The 18,337-nt window shown below is 51.3% G+C and carries 21 protein-coding genes; all 21 read right to left on the reverse strand.

Features of this window, described 5'->3' with window-relative positions; genetic code table 11:
• Positions 1-169 precede the first annotated feature (169 nt).
• Positions 170-1,888, reverse strand: coding sequence for a phospho-sugar mutase (locus tag ACE5LO_RS05780; protein WP_375519088.1), 1,719 nt, complete (start codon positions 1,886-1,888; stop codon positions 170-172).
• Between the two features lie 52 nt (positions 1,889-1,940).
• A complete protein-coding gene (gene fabZ / locus ACE5LO_RS05785; RefSeq protein ID WP_375354647.1) occupies positions 1,941-2,375 on the reverse strand; it encodes a 3-hydroxyacyl-ACP dehydratase FabZ in 435 nt (144 codons plus the stop codon).
• Positions 2,376-2,699: 324 nt separating this feature from the next.
• On the reverse strand, positions 2,700-2,903 hold the full coding sequence (locus ACE5LO_RS05790) for a DNA-directed RNA polymerase subunit beta (RefSeq protein ID WP_445993902.1): 204 nt from the start codon (positions 2,901-2,903) through the stop codon (positions 2,700-2,702).
• A gap of 8 nt (positions 2,904-2,911) precedes the next feature.
• Positions 2,912-3,730 carry a flagellar hook-basal body protein gene (locus tag ACE5LO_RS05795; RefSeq protein ID WP_375519089.1) on the reverse strand — a complete coding sequence of 273 codons (819 nt, stop codon included), beginning with the start codon at positions 3,728-3,730 and terminating at the stop codon, positions 2,912-2,914.
• 13 nt (positions 3,731-3,743) lie between these two features.
• Positions 3,744-4,634, reverse strand: a complete 891-nt coding sequence (locus ACE5LO_RS05800) for a flagellar hook-basal body protein (protein WP_375519090.1) — start codon at positions 4,632-4,634, stop codon at positions 3,744-3,746.
• A 100-nt stretch (positions 4,635-4,734) separates the two neighbouring features.
• Positions 4,735-5,733 (reverse strand): rod shape-determining protein, encoded by a 999-nt coding sequence (locus tag ACE5LO_RS05805; RefSeq protein WP_375519091.1) that lies wholly within the window; start codon positions 5,731-5,733, stop codon positions 4,735-4,737.
• A gap of 164 nt (positions 5,734-5,897) precedes the next feature.
• The gene (spoIIID, locus tag ACE5LO_RS05810; protein ID WP_375354654.1) at positions 5,898-6,185 is read right to left on the reverse strand and encodes a sporulation transcriptional regulator SpoIIID; all 288 of its coding nucleotides are present in this window, start codon (positions 6,183-6,185) and stop codon (positions 5,898-5,900) included.
• Between the two features lie 185 nt (positions 6,186-6,370).
• Positions 6,371-7,102, reverse strand: a complete 732-nt coding sequence (gene spoIIQ, locus ACE5LO_RS05815; protein WP_375519092.1) for a stage II sporulation protein SpoIIQ — start codon at positions 7,100-7,102, stop codon at positions 6,371-6,373.
• A gap of 90 nt (positions 7,103-7,192) precedes the next feature.
• Positions 7,193-8,269 carry a stage II sporulation protein D gene (gene spoIID / locus ACE5LO_RS05820; protein WP_375519093.1) on the reverse strand — a complete coding sequence of 359 codons (1,077 nt, stop codon included), beginning with the start codon at positions 8,267-8,269 and terminating at the stop codon, positions 7,193-7,195.
• 214 nt (positions 8,270-8,483) lie between these two features.
• Complete coding sequence (gene murA, locus ACE5LO_RS05825; protein ID WP_375519287.1) at positions 8,484-9,830, reverse strand: UDP-N-acetylglucosamine 1-carboxyvinyltransferase; 1,347 nt, start codon at positions 9,828-9,830, stop codon at positions 8,484-8,486.
• 323 nt (positions 9,831-10,153) lie between these two features.
• Positions 10,154-10,375 carry a DUF1146 family protein gene (locus ACE5LO_RS05830; RefSeq protein WP_375519288.1) on the reverse strand — a complete coding sequence of 74 codons (222 nt, stop codon included), beginning with the start codon at positions 10,373-10,375 and terminating at the stop codon, positions 10,154-10,156.
• Between the two features lie 458 nt (positions 10,376-10,833).
• Positions 10,834-11,232 carry a F0F1 ATP synthase subunit epsilon gene (locus ACE5LO_RS05835; protein ID WP_375519094.1) on the reverse strand — a complete coding sequence of 133 codons (399 nt, stop codon included), beginning with the start codon at positions 11,230-11,232 and terminating at the stop codon, positions 10,834-10,836.
• A 68-nt stretch (positions 11,233-11,300) separates the two neighbouring features.
• Positions 11,301-12,701 carry a F0F1 ATP synthase subunit beta gene (atpD, locus tag ACE5LO_RS05840; RefSeq protein WP_375354660.1) on the reverse strand — a complete coding sequence of 467 codons (1,401 nt, stop codon included), beginning with the start codon at positions 12,699-12,701 and terminating at the stop codon, positions 11,301-11,303.
• A 94-nt stretch (positions 12,702-12,795) separates the two neighbouring features.
• Positions 12,796-13,662 carry an ATP synthase F1 subunit gamma gene (gene atpG, locus ACE5LO_RS05845; protein WP_375519095.1) on the reverse strand — a complete coding sequence of 289 codons (867 nt, stop codon included), beginning with the start codon at positions 13,660-13,662 and terminating at the stop codon, positions 12,796-12,798.
• A 134-nt stretch (positions 13,663-13,796) separates the two neighbouring features.
• Positions 13,797-15,311: a F0F1 ATP synthase subunit alpha gene (gene atpA / locus ACE5LO_RS05850; RefSeq protein ID WP_375519096.1), complete on the reverse strand. Its 1,515-nt coding sequence runs from the start codon at positions 15,309-15,311 to the stop codon at positions 13,797-13,799.
• Positions 15,312-15,330: 19 nt separating this feature from the next.
• Positions 15,331-15,876 carry a F0F1 ATP synthase subunit delta gene (locus ACE5LO_RS05855; RefSeq protein WP_375519097.1) on the reverse strand — a complete coding sequence of 182 codons (546 nt, stop codon included), beginning with the start codon at positions 15,874-15,876 and terminating at the stop codon, positions 15,331-15,333.
• On the reverse strand, positions 15,873-16,361 hold the full coding sequence (gene atpF, locus ACE5LO_RS05860) for a F0F1 ATP synthase subunit B (RefSeq protein ID WP_375519098.1): 489 nt from the start codon (positions 16,359-16,361) through the stop codon (positions 15,873-15,875). The genes ACE5LO_RS05855 and atpF overlap by 4 nt, the downstream gene beginning before the upstream one ends.
• A 111-nt stretch (positions 16,362-16,472) precedes the next feature.
• Positions 16,473-16,697 carry a F0F1 ATP synthase subunit C gene (atpE, locus tag ACE5LO_RS05865; protein ID WP_305753724.1) on the reverse strand — a complete coding sequence of 75 codons (225 nt, stop codon included), beginning with the start codon at positions 16,695-16,697 and terminating at the stop codon, positions 16,473-16,475.
• A 91-nt stretch (positions 16,698-16,788) separates the two neighbouring features.
• A complete protein-coding gene (gene atpB, locus ACE5LO_RS05870; protein WP_375354665.1) occupies positions 16,789-17,607 on the reverse strand; it encodes a F0F1 ATP synthase subunit A in 819 nt (272 codons plus the stop codon).
• A gap of 18 nt (positions 17,608-17,625) precedes the next feature.
• Entirely contained in the window at positions 17,626-18,018 is a 393-nt protein-coding gene (locus ACE5LO_RS05875; RefSeq protein ID WP_375519099.1) for an ATP synthase subunit I, read from the reverse strand.
• A complete protein-coding gene (locus ACE5LO_RS05880; RefSeq protein WP_375519100.1) occupies positions 18,011-18,265 on the reverse strand; it encodes an AtpZ/AtpI family protein in 255 nt (84 codons plus the stop codon). Before ACE5LO_RS05880 ends, ACE5LO_RS05875 begins: the two co-directional genes overlap by 8 nt.
• Between the last annotated feature and the right edge of the window lie 72 nt (positions 18,266-18,337).

Raw genomic sequence — 18,337 nt, forward strand, 5'->3', positions numbered from 1 at the left:
AGAGCCTTCCGATACAAACCGTCTGTACTGCACGCCGTAAAACGAACTTCCGCTCAGGCCAAACCACGACGGCGGATTCACCATGAAATTCCAGCTCAAAAGCAGATGACCTCCCCCGGCTTGCTGCCCATTGCCGTGAGAGGTCACCGATGCGTTCCTGCTTTTATTCTTAAGCGTCTACACGGGACATAACAGCTTCCACCAGACGTGTAATCTTACCTTCAGCATCCGCAGTGGATAACCCGCGTACCGCAAAATATACCTTGATCTTCGGCTCTGTCCCCGATGGACGCAGGCAGAACCATGAACCGTCCTCCAGCATGAACTTGAGGACATTCTCTTTCGGAAGTCCATCCAGCCCTTTGGAGTAATCCAGCACTTCCTTGACCATCACACCTGCGATTTCAGCGGCAGGGTTATTACGCCACTGGGTCATCAGGGACTGGATTTTCTCAAGCCCGTCCTTCCCCTTCAAGGTCCGCGACTCAAGTCTTTCCTGGAAGTATCCAAACTTCTCATACAATTCCTCCAGGACATCATACAGCGTTTTTCCTTGTGTGCTGTAATAGGCGGCGGCTTCAGCGATCAGCATCGCAGCCAGCACGGCATCCTTGTCACGCGCATAGTTGCCGGCGAGATATCCGTAGCTCTCCTCATAACCGAACAAATAGGTGTGACCTCCGGTTTGGTCGAACTTGTTCATCAGCTCGCCAATATACTTGAAACCTGTGAGTGTGTTAAATACGGCAGCGCCAAAATGCTCGGCAATGACTGCACCCATCTCACTTGTCACAATCGTTTTGACCACTGCCCCGTTCTCGGGCAGCTTGCCTGCTTCTTTAAGCTGATTCAGCAAATAGTATACCATAATCGCGCCGGACTGATTGCCGGAAAGCACCACATATTCACCGCTCTTGTTTTTAACAACTGCGCCCATGCGGTCGGCATCCGGATCCGTTCCGAGCAGCAGATCTGCCCCGATTTTTCCGCCAAGCTCAATGGCCAGCTTGAAGGCATCGCGCTCCTCCGGATTCGGTGATTTTACGGTAGAGAATTCGGCGTCAGGCTGTTCCTGCTCCGGCACAATATGTACCTGCTGGAATCCGAGCTTCTGCAGCACCTGACGTACAGGATGATTTCCCGTGCCGTGCAGCGGGGTATATACCAGCTTGAAGTCCTTGCCCGGACCACTCGCAATCAGTTCGCGGTTGACGCTGACCTCGGCGACTGCGTTAATGAAGGCTGCGTCCTCATCCTCGCCAAGCCATACAAGCAGTCCCTGCGCCTCCGCTTCTTCGCGCGAAATGCGGCGCACATCGGAGAAGGAAGGAACCTCCCTTATGTAACTGATCACCTTCTCGGCCTGATCCGGCACCAGTTGGCCGCCCTCCTCGTTATACACCTTATAACCGTTATATTCAGGCGGGTTATGACTGGCCGTAACGACAATACCCCCAGTCGCTTGCAAATGACGGACCGCGAAGGACAGCTGCGGTGTTGGACGCAGCGACGGAAACAGCTTCGCTACAATGCCGTTGCCTGCAAGGACCAGAGCGGCTTCCAACGCGAATTCCGGCGAAAAGTGACGGGAGTCATGGGCAATCACGGCAGAAGGCCTGCCTGCCCGCTCCCCATGCTCCTCCAAAATATACCGTGCAAGTCCCTGCGTCGCCCGGCCAACGACATAACGGTTCATCCGGTTGCTGCCTGCGCCAATAACTCCCCGCAGGCCGCCGGTGCCAAATTCCAGCTCTTTATAAAAACGGTCCTCAAGTTCCTTATCGTTGCCTTCAAGAGCCCGCAGCTCCTGCTTCGTCTCCTCATCGATTACAGGATCCTGAAGCCAGCGCTCAATGCTCTCCATGGCTTGTGAGCTCAATTGTGACATAAAGTTATTTCCCCTTCCTACTATTATGATTAGAATCGGGATTGCCTATGTATCATGACAGGGCGAACATAATCTCACCCTCGGCAACGACTTTATCACCTACGCTGGCGGTTGCTTTGCCTTTGCCGATGGAGCCTTTCAGGCGGATAATTTCCACTTCAAGCCGCAAGGTGTCTCCTGGCACAACCTGTCCCCTAAACCGGAAATTGTCCAGTCCGGCCAAAAAGCCGATTTTTCCGCGGTTGGCTTCAACCTTAAGAATAGCCACAGCACCGACCTGAGCGAGCGCTTCTGTAATCAGTACGCCCGGCATGACCGGATAACCAGGAAAATGTCCTGTAAAGAACGGTTCATTCATGGTGACATTCTTGATGCCTACCGCCTTCTTGCCTTCTTCCAGCTCAACAATCCGGTCTACCAGCAGAAACGGCGGACGATGCGGAATAATTTCCTGAATCTGATTGATATCCAACTGCACATTTTCCATAACGATCATCTCCATATCCTTTGCATAAAAACAGCTCAAGGTGGTAATACCTATTAATATCCTTACACTTGCTGCAGAAGTGAAGGTTAAGATAAGGGGCTTTTTCCGCCAACCAGTAGAACAGGGCGCGAAAAGGCCCTTTTGACACGAATACGCCGCAAAACTCCCCCATCATTATACATTTTCCGAGACTAAAAAGAAAATTCCGCCCAAGTACCATTTTGAGAACCTGCTGCAGCTTGAATTTCAGCCTGTCTATGCCAAAAAACCGCACAGCTTCTGCCGTACGGTTAGGTTTTAAAAATATAAAATATCCGATAAAAGCTATGGGGCAAATACCAGATCAAACACGTGCCGCCATGTAGCCATGTTAAACACATCTTCGAGGCTGTGCTTGCCCACAACGACATAACCTGCAATCATCCCCCCCAGCAGGGAAATGACAAGAAGCAACGGAATCACAAAATGACGTGCAATCCGCCATACGGATTTTTGTACAGCTGCCGTTTCTTTCTGTTCTGTCATCATTTTACCGCCTATGCCCGCAGAGAGTTGGCCAGACCCATCAACGTGTCGCTGGAAGTGAGCGCCCGCGAAGCCATCTGGAACATCCGCTGAATTTGCATCATATCCGTCATCTCATCCGTCAAATCCACGTTGGACTGTTCAAGGTAGCCTTGACGAATCGTCGCGGGCACAGGAGCGGCTGCAGCTCCTGCCCCGAATACATCAGCCTCAGTGACGCCATTAGCCAAAACAAACGTATTGTCAGCTCCCTGCACGAGACCTTCGGAACGCTGAGGTTCAACAATCTGGAGCCGATGCGCCACATAAGGATCACCATTGCCCTGATCTCGAACCAGCAGATTGCCTTGCTTGTCAATCGCCACCTTCGATCCCAGCGCAGCTGTCACCGGAACACCTTCACGATCGAGCACAGCATGGCCCTCAGATGTTGTCAGCAACAGACCGGTACCCAGCGGATCAGGGGTAAAGCTGAAGCTTCCATTCCGTGTCCAGGCCTTTTGACCATTAACCTCGATGGCGAACAGCCCGTTGCCTTCAATCGCCAAATCCGTCGGGTTGCCAGTCTCCTTGAGCGAACCCTGCTTCATATCTGTACTCATAGCTGCTGCCCTGACCCCGAAACCCATATTAAAGCCAAGCGGCATCGCCCGCCCGGTCTGGCGAAAGGCTTCAGGCTGCTGCTGAACCCGTGACAGCACGTCCTCAAAGGAAGCATCCCTGCTTTTATAACCTACTGTATTCACATTCGCTACATTTTCGGCAATCATGTCCAGCCGCTTCTGTACGCCGGACATCGTAACCATAGCGCCAATCATGGAGTTATTCATGGTTTGATTCCCCCTATACCCGTCCTACCTGGTTAACAGCTTTGTCAAGGCTTGCATCATAGAATTGAATGACTCTTTGATTGGACTCGTAGGCGCGTTGCGCAGCCATCATATCGACCATGGACTGGGTGGCGTCCACATTGGAGCCTTCCAGGTAGCCTTGCTTGATTTCCACATCGTCATCGCCCTGCAGTAATCTTGCGGTCGCGCCGCTTTGCGTGTCCAGCCTGAAATTGCCGTTGCCTTCACGAACCAATTGATAAGGCTGGTCGATAATGCTGATGCCAAGCGTAATTTCTGTCTGCTGATCTCCTTCACGGAACTGCCCTTGGAGCTGCCCCCGTCCGTTTACTTTAAGATCTTTCACCGATCCGGTCAAGGTAATAGGATCCCCATTGTCATCCAACACCTCAGAGCCTGCGGATGTACGAAGGGTTCCGACGCCGTCCACCCGGAAATGCCCGTCCCGTGTATAACGAATATTGCCTTCCTCATCCCGTACCATGAAGAAGGCCTCCGGTCTGTACGTGACTTGTCCGTTCTCATCCGCATACTTGCCCGAGGAGTCAAAGTTCATTGGCTGTCCTGTTGCCGGGTCGTTCACGATAATATTGGACTCCATAGCAAAGTCGGTTGTTTCTCCGCTTGGCGTAATAAGTCCCCGAACGTATGGGGAGAGGCTCTCCTCCGCGAAAACGCCCATGTTCAGACGCCCTACCGTACGGTTAGGGTTGTCCGCATAACCGCCTGTCATGGCAATAAGCATTTCCGGGAATGCACGCTGCACGGCTGTCTCCTGCTTATATCCGGGCGTGTTGATGTTGGCAATATTTTGTGTAACCGTATCATGACGGCGCTGCTGGGTAATCAAACCTGCGGCGGCAGTGTAAAGTCCTCTCAGCATAACTGGTGGTTCAGCTCCTCGATTCATCTATTTTAAAAATGCAGCACACCGTGCTGCATCCGTCATGGATTGAACTTGTCTAACTATCTATATCGGCAGATCAGAATCTTTTCTTAACCACCTGATCCAGGTTATTCAGCATAATTCCCGTGCCCTTAACCACACAGTGCATAGGATCTTCAGCCACCAGTACAGGCACCCGCAGCTGCTGCGAGAGCAGCTCATCCAATCCGCTGAGCAGCGCTCCTCCTCCGGTGAGAATGACACCACGATCAATGATGTCTGCCGACAATTCCGGCGGCGTCCGCTCAAGCACCGACTTTGCCGCGGTTATGATACTGCTTACCGGGTCTTCCAGGGCCCCCTGCACTTCGCGCGCGGAAATGGAAATCGTCTTTGGAAGGCCTGACACCATATCCCGTCCGCGAATGTCCATTTCAGCCTGACGTCCGTCCGGGTGCACAGTTCCAATCGCAATTTTGATATCCTCGGCGGTGCGCTCCCCGATCAGGAGCTTGTACTTTTCTTTAACGAACTTGGAAATGGTTTCGTCGAACTTGTCCCCCGCCATCTTAATCGATGAAGCTGTTACGATATCCCCCATCGACAGCACGGCAACATCCGTCGTTCCGCCTCCGATGTCTACAACCATATTTCCGCTCGGTTCGAAAATGTCCATACCTGCACCGATCGCCGCCGCCTTGGGCTCTTCCTCCAGGAAAACCTCCCTGGCTCCGCTTCGTTCAGCCGCTTCACGAATCGCCTTCTGCTCCACTGAAGTGATATTCGTCGGCGCGCAGATCAAAATCCGGGGACGGCTGTACCAGCTTTTGCCCCCAACCCGGCTGATAAAATATTTTAACATGGATTCTGTAATTTCAAAGTCTGCAATGACCCCGTCACGCAACGGGCGGATTGCCGTAATGTTGCCGGGTGTCCGTCCGACCATACGGCGCGCTTCTTCTCCGACAGCAAGAACTTTCTTCGTATCCCCTTCAATAGCAACGACAGAAGGTTCGTCTAGTACGACACCCCTTCCTTTCACGTGTATCAGCACGTTTGCCGTACCCAGATCAATTCCGATATCCTTGCTAATCATATAAAAGAGCCCCCAAAGTCATATTTTAAGAAGTGACAAGAACCGGGAAATTTATGTACATTATTGAAGAGTGTCGTGACATAATTCGATCTTGTACCATCTTTTAACATATCATACTTCAGGGGAAGGATTCAATGGATAAGTGTGTATAATCTTACAAAAATTCAGGACTTGCCGGATACCAGAACATCATGCGTGCTGTCGTTCGTTTTTTTGTATTTAATTTTTGTCGCTTCCCCTCCCCGCAGATGGCGGATGGATTTATGGTATTCCAAAATATGCTTCACCTGATCCGCAAGGTCCGGATTGATTTCAGGCAGCCGTTCGGTCAAATCCTTATGCACCGTGCTCTTGGATACACCGAACTCCTTGGCGATCGTACGGACCGTATGTCTCGTTTCTACGATGCAGCGGCCAATTTTAATGGTCCGTTCCTTGATGTAATCGTGCACACTCCCGCCTCCCCACTGTGGATAGTTTGGTACATTATATGAGTGGCGGGGATAGATATGCTCGGTTTGGCGCTGTGACAAGCTTCCGTGGCCCTAATTATTTCCTTGTGGGATGTAGACAAAGCCCCTGGAAGGCACAAAAAAAAGGCAGAGGGACGGTTCCCCCTGCCTTGGGACGAGCATGATTATTTTTGCGGAAGCAGCGTTGTCGGATTTACCGGCTTGCCTTCCTCAATAACTTCGAAATGCAGATGGTTGTTCAGGGCCTTCTCCATTTCATTCCGGCCTGCCGAAGCAATAACCTGCTCCTGCTTCACTTGGTCGCCCTCTTTGACCTTTACCTGGTCAAGGCTTTGATACACGGTTTTGAGATTATCATCATGTGTAATTTCAACAATGTTGCCCATCAGGGGATGCTGCTCTACACGGGTTACCTTGCCGCTCATCGCAGCCTTTACATCAAATACCGCGTCATCAGAGCGGGCCAGGTCGATACCTGTATTGGCCGTGAAGGTTTGGTCATATTCCACCATCGCCGCAGCCTGTTCATCCTCTGATGCGGTTTCATCAAAAAACGGCTTTACAATCGTTACCTCGTTAGCATTCGCCACAGGCCAAACCATGTTCTCGGACTGGGCGACCACTTCTACACTTTCCTGCTCCCCATTAAGACCGACATCATCCGTCACACTGTTAGCTGTTCCTTGAATGGCAGGATTCTGCTCCAGTGATTTTGTGCTGGTATCCTGATAGACCCACACAAGAGTTAGTATGATGGCTGCTGCGGCAATGTAGGCTGCAGGATATACCCACCTTTTGGACAACAGCTTTTTCCACGTAGACGGCTGTGAAGCTCTTTCTCCCATTTTGATTTTGGAAGATTCTTCGTGATTTTGGTTTTTGTTTTGTTCATTCATGGTTTCATCACCTCAGTAACCAGTGTTACCGGGCGCTACTCTTTTATACTTGTATTCTCAGAAAATTTGAAAATTTTATATTTATATCGTTTAAAGCAGCTGCGAGGCTTTGGAGAAACCGATTCCTGTGTAGTAGTGTTTGAGAATTTGGGTTGCCGTATAACCTTCCTTGGCCATTCCGTTCGCACCCCACTGGCTCATGCCGACTCCATGGCCATTGCCGTAAGTCGTGATGACCATTTGCTCTCCCCGAATTACCCATGTAAATTCGCTGGATCGAAGTCCAAGCCGCTGACGCAAGTCAGTTCCTTTAAAAACGGTGTCTCCGATGCGGATGCTCTTAATCCGGTGCCCCTCGGTAGTAGATAGAATTTTGATTTCCGGGAAAACACCCGACCCTGAAGCAGCCTGCACAGCCTCCCCCTTCAGACCGAGTTTGTCCAAAACTTCTGCGATCTTCATCGTTATGCTTTCTTTGTAGCGGGGCGAGATCCGCTGATCCCACGGGCTCGGAACACTGCGGAGGTAAGGGACGGATGCCGTCCAGACATCCTCGGAGTTTTCCGTATATCCATTGCTTGTTGAGAAAAAAGCTGCAGTGATCGGCTTCCCTTTATACGTCATTATAATATCTTTCGTTTCTTTGACAGCCTTACGGATAGCAGCCAGCTCCTCGGCCCGCTGCGGATTCTGCTCCTGCTGCCGAATCGCTGTCAGGGGCAGATATACCTGATGCTCTACGGTGTCTGTCACGTCAGCCCCGTTGGGCGTACCGCTTGTATCCTTGGCCAGCAAACGCCGGGCTATGAATGTTCTGGCTGCAATCGCCTGTGCCTTTAGAGCCTCATACCCGAATTCAGGCGGCATTTCGGCCGCCACCACTCCTGTTACATAGTCCTCAAGAGGAAGAGTCTCGATTGCGCCTGTGGAGCTTAAGAAGACGCTGACCTTAACCGTCTTGAATGAGGCTGCTTTCTTCTTCGAGTCCACGGACTCCGGCTGTGCTGCAGTATCCGGCACAACTTTTCCTGAAGGCGAGGGCTGCGGGTGCGTCCCCCTAGGCCACACCAGCACGGCCGGCAGAATAAGCGCCATCAGGAGCAGAGCGGTTAATGCAACTATCGGACCCGGCGACAGCCGTCGGATCCTGGCACGAGAATCTTTCATTTGGGAGAAACCTCCGTTCTATGAAGTGAGACCGGGGTGCTTGACCGGACCGGATATTCATTCATATGAAAGGTTCACGCTTGATAGAACCGGATTTGAGAGAAAGCAGAGAGCCGCAATGCCCGACTGAAGGACAAAAAAAAGAGCTGCCCGGCCCCGGTTAAGCCCGGGGAGAGCAACTCTTATGTGTGGAAGTACTACTGAATTCAATCGATTATGCCAGGGTCGGTTGTATTTTGAAAGCACCCTTCGTTTCTTCCTTGACCACCCTTTCGACAGAAGCAGCTTCCGGCTTGCTCTCTTCTACCGAAACCCGATAGATGTCGGCTCCAAGAGTGGTGAGCTTCTCAGCCAGATGCACATATCCGCGGTCTATATGATGAACACCGCTGACCTCCGTAGTCCCTTCAGCAACGAGACCCGTTAAAATCAGGGCGGCACCTGCCCGCAAATCGGTAGCACATACTTTTGCGCCTGTAAGCTTTGCATTGCCGGTGACGATTGCCGAGCGTCCTTCTACCTTGATTTCCGCGTTCATCAGCTGGAATTCATCCACATGCATGAAGCGGTTCTCAAACACCGTTTCGGTAATGACGCTCGTGCCTTCCGCAACGAGCTGCAGGGCCATCATCTGGGATTGCATGTCTGTCGGAAATCCGGGATATGGCAAGGTTTTGACATCAACCGCTTTAAGCAGCTTGCTGGCCATAACACGAATGCCGTTCTCATCCGGCTGGACCGTAACGCCCATTTCCTCCATTTTTGCAATCACAGGACCCAGATGATCGGAAATGGCGCCTTCTACATAGACATCGCCGCCTGTTATAGCTGCCGCTACCATGTAAGTACCGGCCTCAATGCGATCAGGAATGACCGTATGACGAACGCCGTGCAGCTTCTCAACACCCTCGATGCGAATCACTCCGGTACCGGCTCCGCGCACCTTGGCGCCCATCCCGTTCAAATAGTTGGCCAAATCAACGATTTCAGGCTCCCTTGCCGCATTATCAATAATGGTGATACCCTCAGCAAGCGAAGCTGCCATCATAATATTCTCGGTCGCTCCGACGCTCGCAACGTCCAAATAAATCTTGGCGCCACGCAAACGCCCATCGCTTCTGGCTTCCACATAGCCCTGGCCCAGGCTGATTTTCGCCCCAAGCGCCTCAAAGCCCTTCAGATGCTGATCAATCGGACGTGTGCCGATAGCGCAACCTCCCGGAAGGGAAATTCTTGTATACCCCATCCGTGCCAGCAGCGGCCCCATGACCAGAAAAGATGCGCGCATTTTCCGCACCCATTCATACGGCGCTTCACAGGATGTGATCGACCGTGCGTCAACACGAATGATTTCATCTTGATATGTAACGCTTGCTCCCAGCGATTCCAATACTTTATTAATCGTCATTACATCGTCTAGAGGAGGCGCGTCAACGATGACGCTTTCTCCTTCTTCCCCTAAAAGAGAGGCAGCGATAATCGGAAGAACAGAGTTTTTGGCTCCGCTCACTTTTACGCTTCCGACCAGTCTATTGCCGCCGCGGACGATAAATTTGCTCATCATGCTTCCCTCCGCGCGTCATTTCCCTTTTCCGGTGTGGAAAAAAAGAACGGTATCCGCTATTTTCGTGTTTCGCAACCCGGCGGCCCAGATCAGACTGCCACGGCAAACGAGGTTCATTTTTTGTAAATGTGGTGTAAAAAAATTGTTTAATATTCAAAATAAATCACATGGATTTAATGACTCACTAAATTCCATCATATCATCGTTCAAAGCGCTTATACAAGCATTTTTTCATTATTGCATGTCTGTCCTGCCCGTAACGTTGTTACTGTCTACCGAGCAAAGCCATGTAAATTCATTGTTAACCACCACTGTCGATCCTATTCGACAAACATATACCTCAACAGTTGGCTCCAGGAAATGTAATCCAGCAAAAAGCCGGCCACAAGTCTTCCAAGCACTACAGCCAAAAACAGATGCAGCAGCCTTCCCTGTCCCCCCTTGGGGTTCTTGATCCACAAGTCGAACTTAACACTCTGCAGCGACCACCAGGCCAAGGCTATGCATATGAGGGATACCATCATGGAGACCATGCTGCTCATGCCTGTTGTTTGGCCGATCTGCCGGGTTAATTCATCCGTCACGATTTAGCACCTCCGGATCACTGAGCGCAGTTCATTGACCGCTGCCCGACTGTTCAGTTCGTGAACAGCCTATATGTGCATCATATGCGTCAGCGGTAAAAATGCAAACAATGAAATCAGGATTCTTTCATGTCTGCTTGCCAGCTTGGACTATTATATAATACTTGCCGAAAGCGCAACAATCCAGTCCTATTTACGTTTTTTTCAATCACTTTCGACATTTTTCAATAATTAGTCATTCTCATCTTGCTTGAAATACCGTTCAAAATCCATGTAATTCTGATTTTTTTGCATTTTTCTGATTATTCGCAAGGTTCCACAAATTATTCGCGAACTTCCATAAAAAAAGCCCGGGCGGTTAAAACCACCGGGCTTTCGACCTATATATATTGATTCTTTTTTCCTACGAACACAATTTATTTTTCGGACACTTTCAAGCGGTTCACGGCTTTTTGCAGCGCCAGCTCCGCTCTGCGGTGGTCATACTCATCCTGCCTGCTCTGCAAACGGACTTCAGCGCGTTCCCGAGCTGCCTTAGCGCGTTCCACATCAACCTCAGACGGACGCTCTGCGCTCTCGGCGAGAATGACGACTTTATCTTTCCGGATTTCAACAAAACCGCCGTTGACCGCCAGGATTTCAGTCCTGCCGCCGGCTTTGATGCTGACCGGAGCAATCTGCAGAGGAGTGACCATCGGAATGTGCCCGGCCAAGATGCCGAGTTCCCCTTCCACGCCCCGAACGTTCAGACTCTCCACTTGCTCCGAGTAAACCTGGCGCTCAGGGGTCACGATTTCCAACAAAAAGGTGCTCACTTCCATCCCTCCTGACAGGCTGTCCATCGACAGCCTACTTCGTAAGACCTACCTGCTGTCATGTACGATTACAGATTTTTGGCCTTTTCAACCGCTTCTTCAATGGTGCCTACAAACAAGAAAGCCGCTTCCGGAAGATTGTCATGCTTGCCTTCCAGAATTTCTTTAAAGCTGCGCACCGTTTCTTTAACCGGAACGTATTTGCCCGGGAAGCCGTTGAACGCTTCGGCCACGTGGAATGGCTGAGACAGGAAGCGTTGGATTTTACGTGCACGCGCAACCAGCATTTTATCTTCTTCACTGAGCTCATCCATACCCAGAATCGCAATAATGTCCTGCAGCTCATTATAGCGAGCCAGGATACGTTTTACACCTTGAGCTACCTGGTAGTGCTCTTCACCTACGACCTCTGGAGTAAGAATACGCGAGCTGGATGCCAGCGGGTCCACCGCCGGATAAATGCCCATTTCGGAAATTTTACGTTCCAGGTTCGTTGTGGCGTCCAAGTGGGCAAACGTCGTAGCCGGAGCCGGGTCCGTGTAGTCGTCAGCAGGCACGTAGATGGCCTGGATCGAGGTAACCGAACCTTTTTTGGTGGAAGTAATACGCTCCTGCAGTTGTCCCATCTCGGTTGCCAGCGTTGGCTGATAACCTACAGCGGACGGCATGCGTCCCAGCAATGCCGATACTTCGGAACCCGCCTGGGTGAAACGGAAGATGTTGTCAACGAACAGCAGTACGTCGCGGCCTTCCTGATCACGGAAGTATTCCGCCATCGTCAGACCTGTCAACGCCACGCGCAAACGGGCACCTGGCGGCTCGTTCATTTGTCCGAATACCATCGCTGTTTTATTGATTACACCCGAATCTCTCATCTCATGGTAGAGGTCATTTCCTTCACGTGTACGTTCGCCTACACCTGCAAACACGGAAATACCGCCATGCTCCTGAGCAATGTTATTGATCAATTCCTGAATCGTTACGGTTTTGCCGACACCTGCGCCGCCGAACAAGCCGACTTTACCGCCCTTGGCATAAGGAGCCAGCAGATCAATAACCTTAATTCCTGTCTCCAGCATCTCTGCCTGTGTCGTCAGCTCGTCAAACGCTGGCGCTTGACGGTGAATCGGATTTTTTATAGCACTCTCTACCGAGCCCGCTTCATCAATAGGTTGCCCCAGCACGTTGAACACACGGCCAAGCGTAACCTCACCTACAGGCACCGAAATCGGCGCCCCCATATCCACTGCTTCCATACCGCGTACAAGACCGTCGGTAGAAGACATTGCGATACAGCGTACACGATTGTCCCCCAGATGCTTGGAAGCTTCCAGTGTCAGGCTGATTTTGTTGCCGCCTTCCGATTCACCTTGGATAGTGATGGCATTAAGAAGCTCCGGAAGCTGACCACGTTCGAATTCAACGTCGACAACCGGACCCATAATGCTCACAACGCGTCCTTTGTTCATTTTCTTGTTTCCCTCCTACAAGCTTTGCACAGCAAATTCCGATACGTTGCCTGTTGCTTTGCGCCGCTAAGCTATGATATTGATGAAACTCCGATCACACTTGTGCATTTGCTCCCGCTACAATCTCCGTGATTTCCTGGGTGATTGCCGCTTGGCGGGCGCGGTTATAAGTAAGCCTCAGCTCATTAATCATTTTCGTTGCATTCTTGGTCGCCGAACCCATCGCCGTCATCTTCGCGCCAAGTTCACTGGCTTTACCATCAAGCAAAGCTCCGTAAATGAGCGTTTCTGCATAACGGGGAAGCAGTACCTCAAGGACGCCCTCCGCCGACGGCTCATATTCGTAGCTGGCGGACAGAGACGTTTCGGTGGCTGTCGGAGCGGCCATCGGCAGCAGACGGTCCACCGTCGGAATCTGGGTCAACGCATTCACGAATCGGTTGTAGCATATATACAGCTCATCAAATTCGCTCTTTTCAAATCCCTGGACCGCATTGTAGGCGATGGACTTGATATCCGCAAATGCCGGTGAATCAGACAGATCCGTTACCGTATCCGCCAGGGCATAACCGCGGCGTGTGAAGTAGTCGCGTCCCTTGCGCCCGATGACGAACAGCACAAACTCATCCTGTGAGCTGTGGCGTTCAGCCAGGGTCGCAGTGACCGCCCGCAAAATGTTGGAGTTGTATCCGCCGGCCAAACCGCGGTCTGAAGTGATGATCAGATACGCCGTTTTCTTCACCGGACGGGTATCGAGCATAGGGTGCTTGATTCCTTTGGTTCCGGTGGCGATGCTCGCAACCACTTCCTTGAGCTTCTCCGCATAAGGACGAGCGGCATCAGCCTTCTCCTGCGCCTTTCTCAGTTTGGAGGCCGCCACCATTTCCATCGCCTTGGTGATCTGCTTTGTGTTCTGCACACTTTTGATTTGGCGTTTAATCTCGCGCATGCCTTTTGCCATGATTTCACCACCTTAAAGCTTTGACGAAGTCAAAGCTATCTTCGTAAGCAAAGCAATACAATATCCTATTTATGAGCCAAGTCCGGCAAAGGAGAGCGGACTTGGCTGAAAATTACTCATTCACAGGGTACAGCTTAGACCGAGGGAGCAAACGTTTTCTTGAACTGTTCGATTGCCGCTTTCAGCGCTGTTTCATTATCTGCAACAAGATCCTTCGTATTGCGAATCGATTGCAGGACATTGTCGTGGTTAGACTGCATGTACATGAGGAATTCCTTCTCGAAACGGCCAACATCACCTACCGGAATATCGTCAAGGTAACCTCTAACCGCTGTATACAAGCTGACAACCTGCAGTTCAACAGCCAACGGCTGGTTCACGTCCTGCTTCAGGATTTCCATCATGCGGGCACCGCGGTCAAGACGGGCTTTGGTCGACTTATCCAGATCGGAGCCAAACTGCGAGAATGCCTGCAGCTCCCGGTATTGAGCCAGATCCAGACGCAGGGAGCCTGCAACCTTCTTCATGGCTTTGATTTGCGCGGAACCTCCGACACGAGATACGGAAATACCCACATTGATCGCCGGACGCTGACCTGCATGGAACAGGTCCGCCTCCAGGAAGATTTGTCCGTCCGTAATCGAGATTACGTTCGTAGGAATATAGGCCGAAACGTCGGAAGCCTGCGTTTCGATGAACGGCAGCGCCGTCATGGAACCGCCACCCAGCTCGTCGTTCAGCTTGGCTGCACGCTCCAGCAAACGGGAGTGCAGATAGAATACGTCACCCGGATAAGCTTCCCGGCCCGGAGGACGGCGAAGCAGCAGGGACAATTCACGGTATGCCGCAGCCTGTTTGGACAGGTCATCGTACACGATCAGGACATGCTCGCCTTTAAACATGAAGTACTCGCCCATGGCAGCGCCTGCATATGGTGCAATGTACAGCAACGGTGAAGGCTCGGAAGCTGATGCTGTAACCACAATGGTATATTCCAATGCACCGTTACGGCGCAGAGTTTCAACTACTTGAGCCACGGTTGACTGCTTCTGGCCAATGGCAACATAGATACACTTCATACCGCTGCCTTTTTGGTTCAGAATGGCGTCGATCGCAACCGAGGTTTTACCCGTCTGACGGTCACCGATAATCAATTCCCGCTGACCACGGCCGATCGGTACCATCGCGTCAATCGCCTTGATGCCGGTTTGCATCGGCTCATGAACAGACTTACGAGCCATAACGCCAGGAGCCTGATATTCCACCGGACGGAATTCTGTCGTAGCCAGCGGCCCTTTGCCGTCCACCGGAATCCCCAGTGGATTCACTACGCGGCCGATCAAAGCTTCGCCTACAGGAACCTGCATGATCTGTCCCGTACGCTTTACTTGTCCGCCTTCACGGATGTTGGAGTATTCACCCAGAATAACGACACCGACATTGCTTTCTTCCACGTTGAGTGCCAAGCCCAAAACGCCGTTCTCGAATTCAACCAGCTCGCCTGACATAACTTTTTCAAGACCGTAGACACGGGCGATCCCGTCACCGACTTCTACAACGGTGCCGACCTCAACAACCTCAATGTCCGTTTTATACTGCTCAATTTGACTTTTAATCAATGTGCTGATTTCTTCAGGTCTGATACTCAAGTGTGTTCACCCCTATCTTCTATACTCGTCTATTGAAAGACTTCTCGAGCCGCTCCAGCTTGCCGGCCACACTGCCGTCGAACATCGTGTCACCGATGACCACCTTTAATCCGCCGAGCAGTTCCGGGTCCACGATATTTTCCACCCGGATCGTTTTATTTACACGCGCGCCGAATTGTTCGGCGACCGCCGCTTTTTCCTCGTCGTCAAGTGCATATGCCGAGTACACTTTGGCATCAGCAAGGCCAAGCTTATCCTCCTGAATCGCCAGATAACCGTCCAGCAGCGCTCCGAACAGATCCGTTCTGCCCCGCTGAATCAGCAGCTTGATCGTATTAAGGACAGGAGCGGATAGCCTGCCCTCAAAGCTTCCGGCCAGCACCTGCAGCTTCACCGGCTCCGGCACATTCGGGGAATTGATGAAGCCCCGGATCTCCGCATCTCCTGAAACAGCTACCACGAAAGCTCTGAGCTCCTGTTCTGTTTCCGTCACCTTCTGCTGCTGTTCGGCTACCTCAAACAGGGCCTTCGCATACCGTTTGGCAACTACAGTATCCTGGCTCATGCTCTGCCCCCTACCTCTTTCAGGTACTGGTCAACGAGCTCTTCCTGGACTTGATCATCCTTGATTTCTTTCTGAATCAGCTTGGAAGCAATCTGCACGGATGCTTTGCCCACTTCGCTGCGCAGAGCGGCAATCGCTTTATTGCGCTCGCTTTCGATCTCGCGCACGGCTTCGTCCTTGAGACGCCCCGCTTCGCTGCGCGCCTCGCCAATAATTTGCTCAGCCTGCTTGCTGCCGGTTTGCTTCGATTGCTCAATGATATCGTAGGCTTCCTTGCGCGCCTGCTGCAGGGCCTGTTTTTGCTCCTCCACGTAGGCCGCTGCCTGCTCGCGGGTTTGCTTCGCTTCGTTCATTTGCTGTGTGACCAGCTCACGCCGCTTCTCCATGACGGAAAAGAGGGGACCGAAAGCATAACGGTTCAACAGCCAGTACAGAATCAAAAACGCGATTAACGTAAGAACGATAGATGTCCATTCCAATTGCAATTGAAGTCACTCCTTTCCGGTAAACGTCGGTTCCATTGACATGATCATACTAAACTCAACAAAGAAGGCGCGGATGGCTGTGCCTTCCCCGCCAAACCTTGTTCCATTCAATTAAGCTGCTGCGTAGAAAATGAATGCCAGAACGACACCGATGATCGGCAGGGCCTCTACCAGACCTACACCGATAAACATTACCGTTTGCAGAGAGGATTTCGCTTCTGGCTGACGAGCGATACCTTCAACTGTTTTACTTACGATCAGACCGTTACCGATACCTGCGCCAAGCGCGCCCAAACCTACAGCGATAGCTGCTGCTACAAATGCCCAAACTCCCATTGTTAATAATCCTCCTTAGAGATGTGAAATTGTGTTATTCATATATTTACAGTTAAGCGCGAAGCGGAACTCCTGAACTTAACCTTGAAACCTAGTGTTCATCATGCGATTCTGTTGCCTGAGAGATATAAACGAACGTCAGAATTGTAAAGACGAACGCCTGGATCGCTCCGACAAATATACTGAAGCCCTGCCAAACAATCAATCCGAGCACGGAAGCAATCGAGCCTGCCACACCCAGGGCCGCCAGCTTGAGCAGCACGGAAATCAAAACCTCGCCTGCGAAAATGTTACCGAACAAACGCATTCCGTGTGTCAGCAGCTTGGAGAATTGCTCGATCAGGTTAATCGGCAGGAAGAAAGGGAACGGCTGCACATAATGCTTAAAATAAGCCTTGGTGTTCCGGAACATACCCAGAATATGTACCAGCAAGAAGATCATGCCGGCCAAGCCCATGGCAACCCCTGCATCCGCCGTAGGTGATTTCCACCACTGTACGGCCGCGTGAGGGTGTTCCTCAGGATTTTTCTCATGCGCCTCCGCAAACAGCTCCTGCACCGAAACCAGCGGTTTGCCAAAGAAGGTCGCCTCAGCGGGATCTTCATAGTTGGTTACGATACCAAACGGCAGGCCCAGCATGTTGCTTACAAAAATAAACATGAGAAGCGTCATGCCGAGAGACAGAAAAGGCTTGCCCTTCTTCATATCCATCGTGCTGGAAATCATATTTTGAATGAATTCGACGACCCATTCCATAAAATTCTGCAGCTTTCCCGGATTTTCGACCGATAAATTTCTGGTAGCCAATCGGGCAAGAACAAAAACAACAGTACAGGTCACAATCAGCATCAATATGATCGACAGGTCAAAGCGCAATCCGCCCAGTGCGATAATCGGTGATTCATGCATTTTTTTCTCACCCCTTTCTCAGTCTCGCTGTTTATCTTCCAGAAGTGCAAGTATGATGCCTATCACTAAAAGAAGGAGTTGTCCGAAGACAAGACTTGCCGCGACCGCGATTTCATGAAAATAAGACGGAAACTCCAGGGCGAGAACCATAGCGAGGATCGAGGTAGCAACTCTTACGCCGAAACCTATCCCTACAACCTTCTTGCCACTTTCGCCTGCCGCAGCTGATGCCACCTTCCCGACTTTATAGGACATATAGAGCACATTTAGACAGCTTACTACGGTTCCCAAAACCAAACCGTGAGCTACATCACGGTGATGCGGCATCAAGGCCGCCACCAGGAAGCAAAGAGCCATAAAGAAAAGCGCAACTACCCACAGTACTCTTTGAAATCTGGCCATTTCACTCATTGCTGTTCCTCAATACCTTTCTGATGACCATGGCAACACTGATTCCGCCGACAGCCAATCCCGCGAGAACGCTTACGGCAATCCATATACCTGTCCCTCCCAGCTTCTCATCCAGCCAACCGCCTGCATAAAATCCGGCAAAAGCGCATACAGCCAAATCAATGCCGAGAGCGCTGACAAGACCAATTGCCTTCCAGGGATTTCCCCCGTCATTCCGATTGCGATCCGGCTTTTCCGGCTCAGCCATTTCCACGTCACCCCTGCAATTCCAGTTCATTTTACTGAATGAGCAGACTTTTTGTCAATGAACAGATTTTAG

Origin of the sequence: Paenibacillus medicaginis, from assembly GCF_042138635.1 — a bacterium.
In the GTDB taxonomy this organism is placed as follows: domain Bacteria; phylum Bacillota; class Bacilli; order Paenibacillales; family Paenibacillaceae; genus Paenibacillus; species Paenibacillus medicaginis.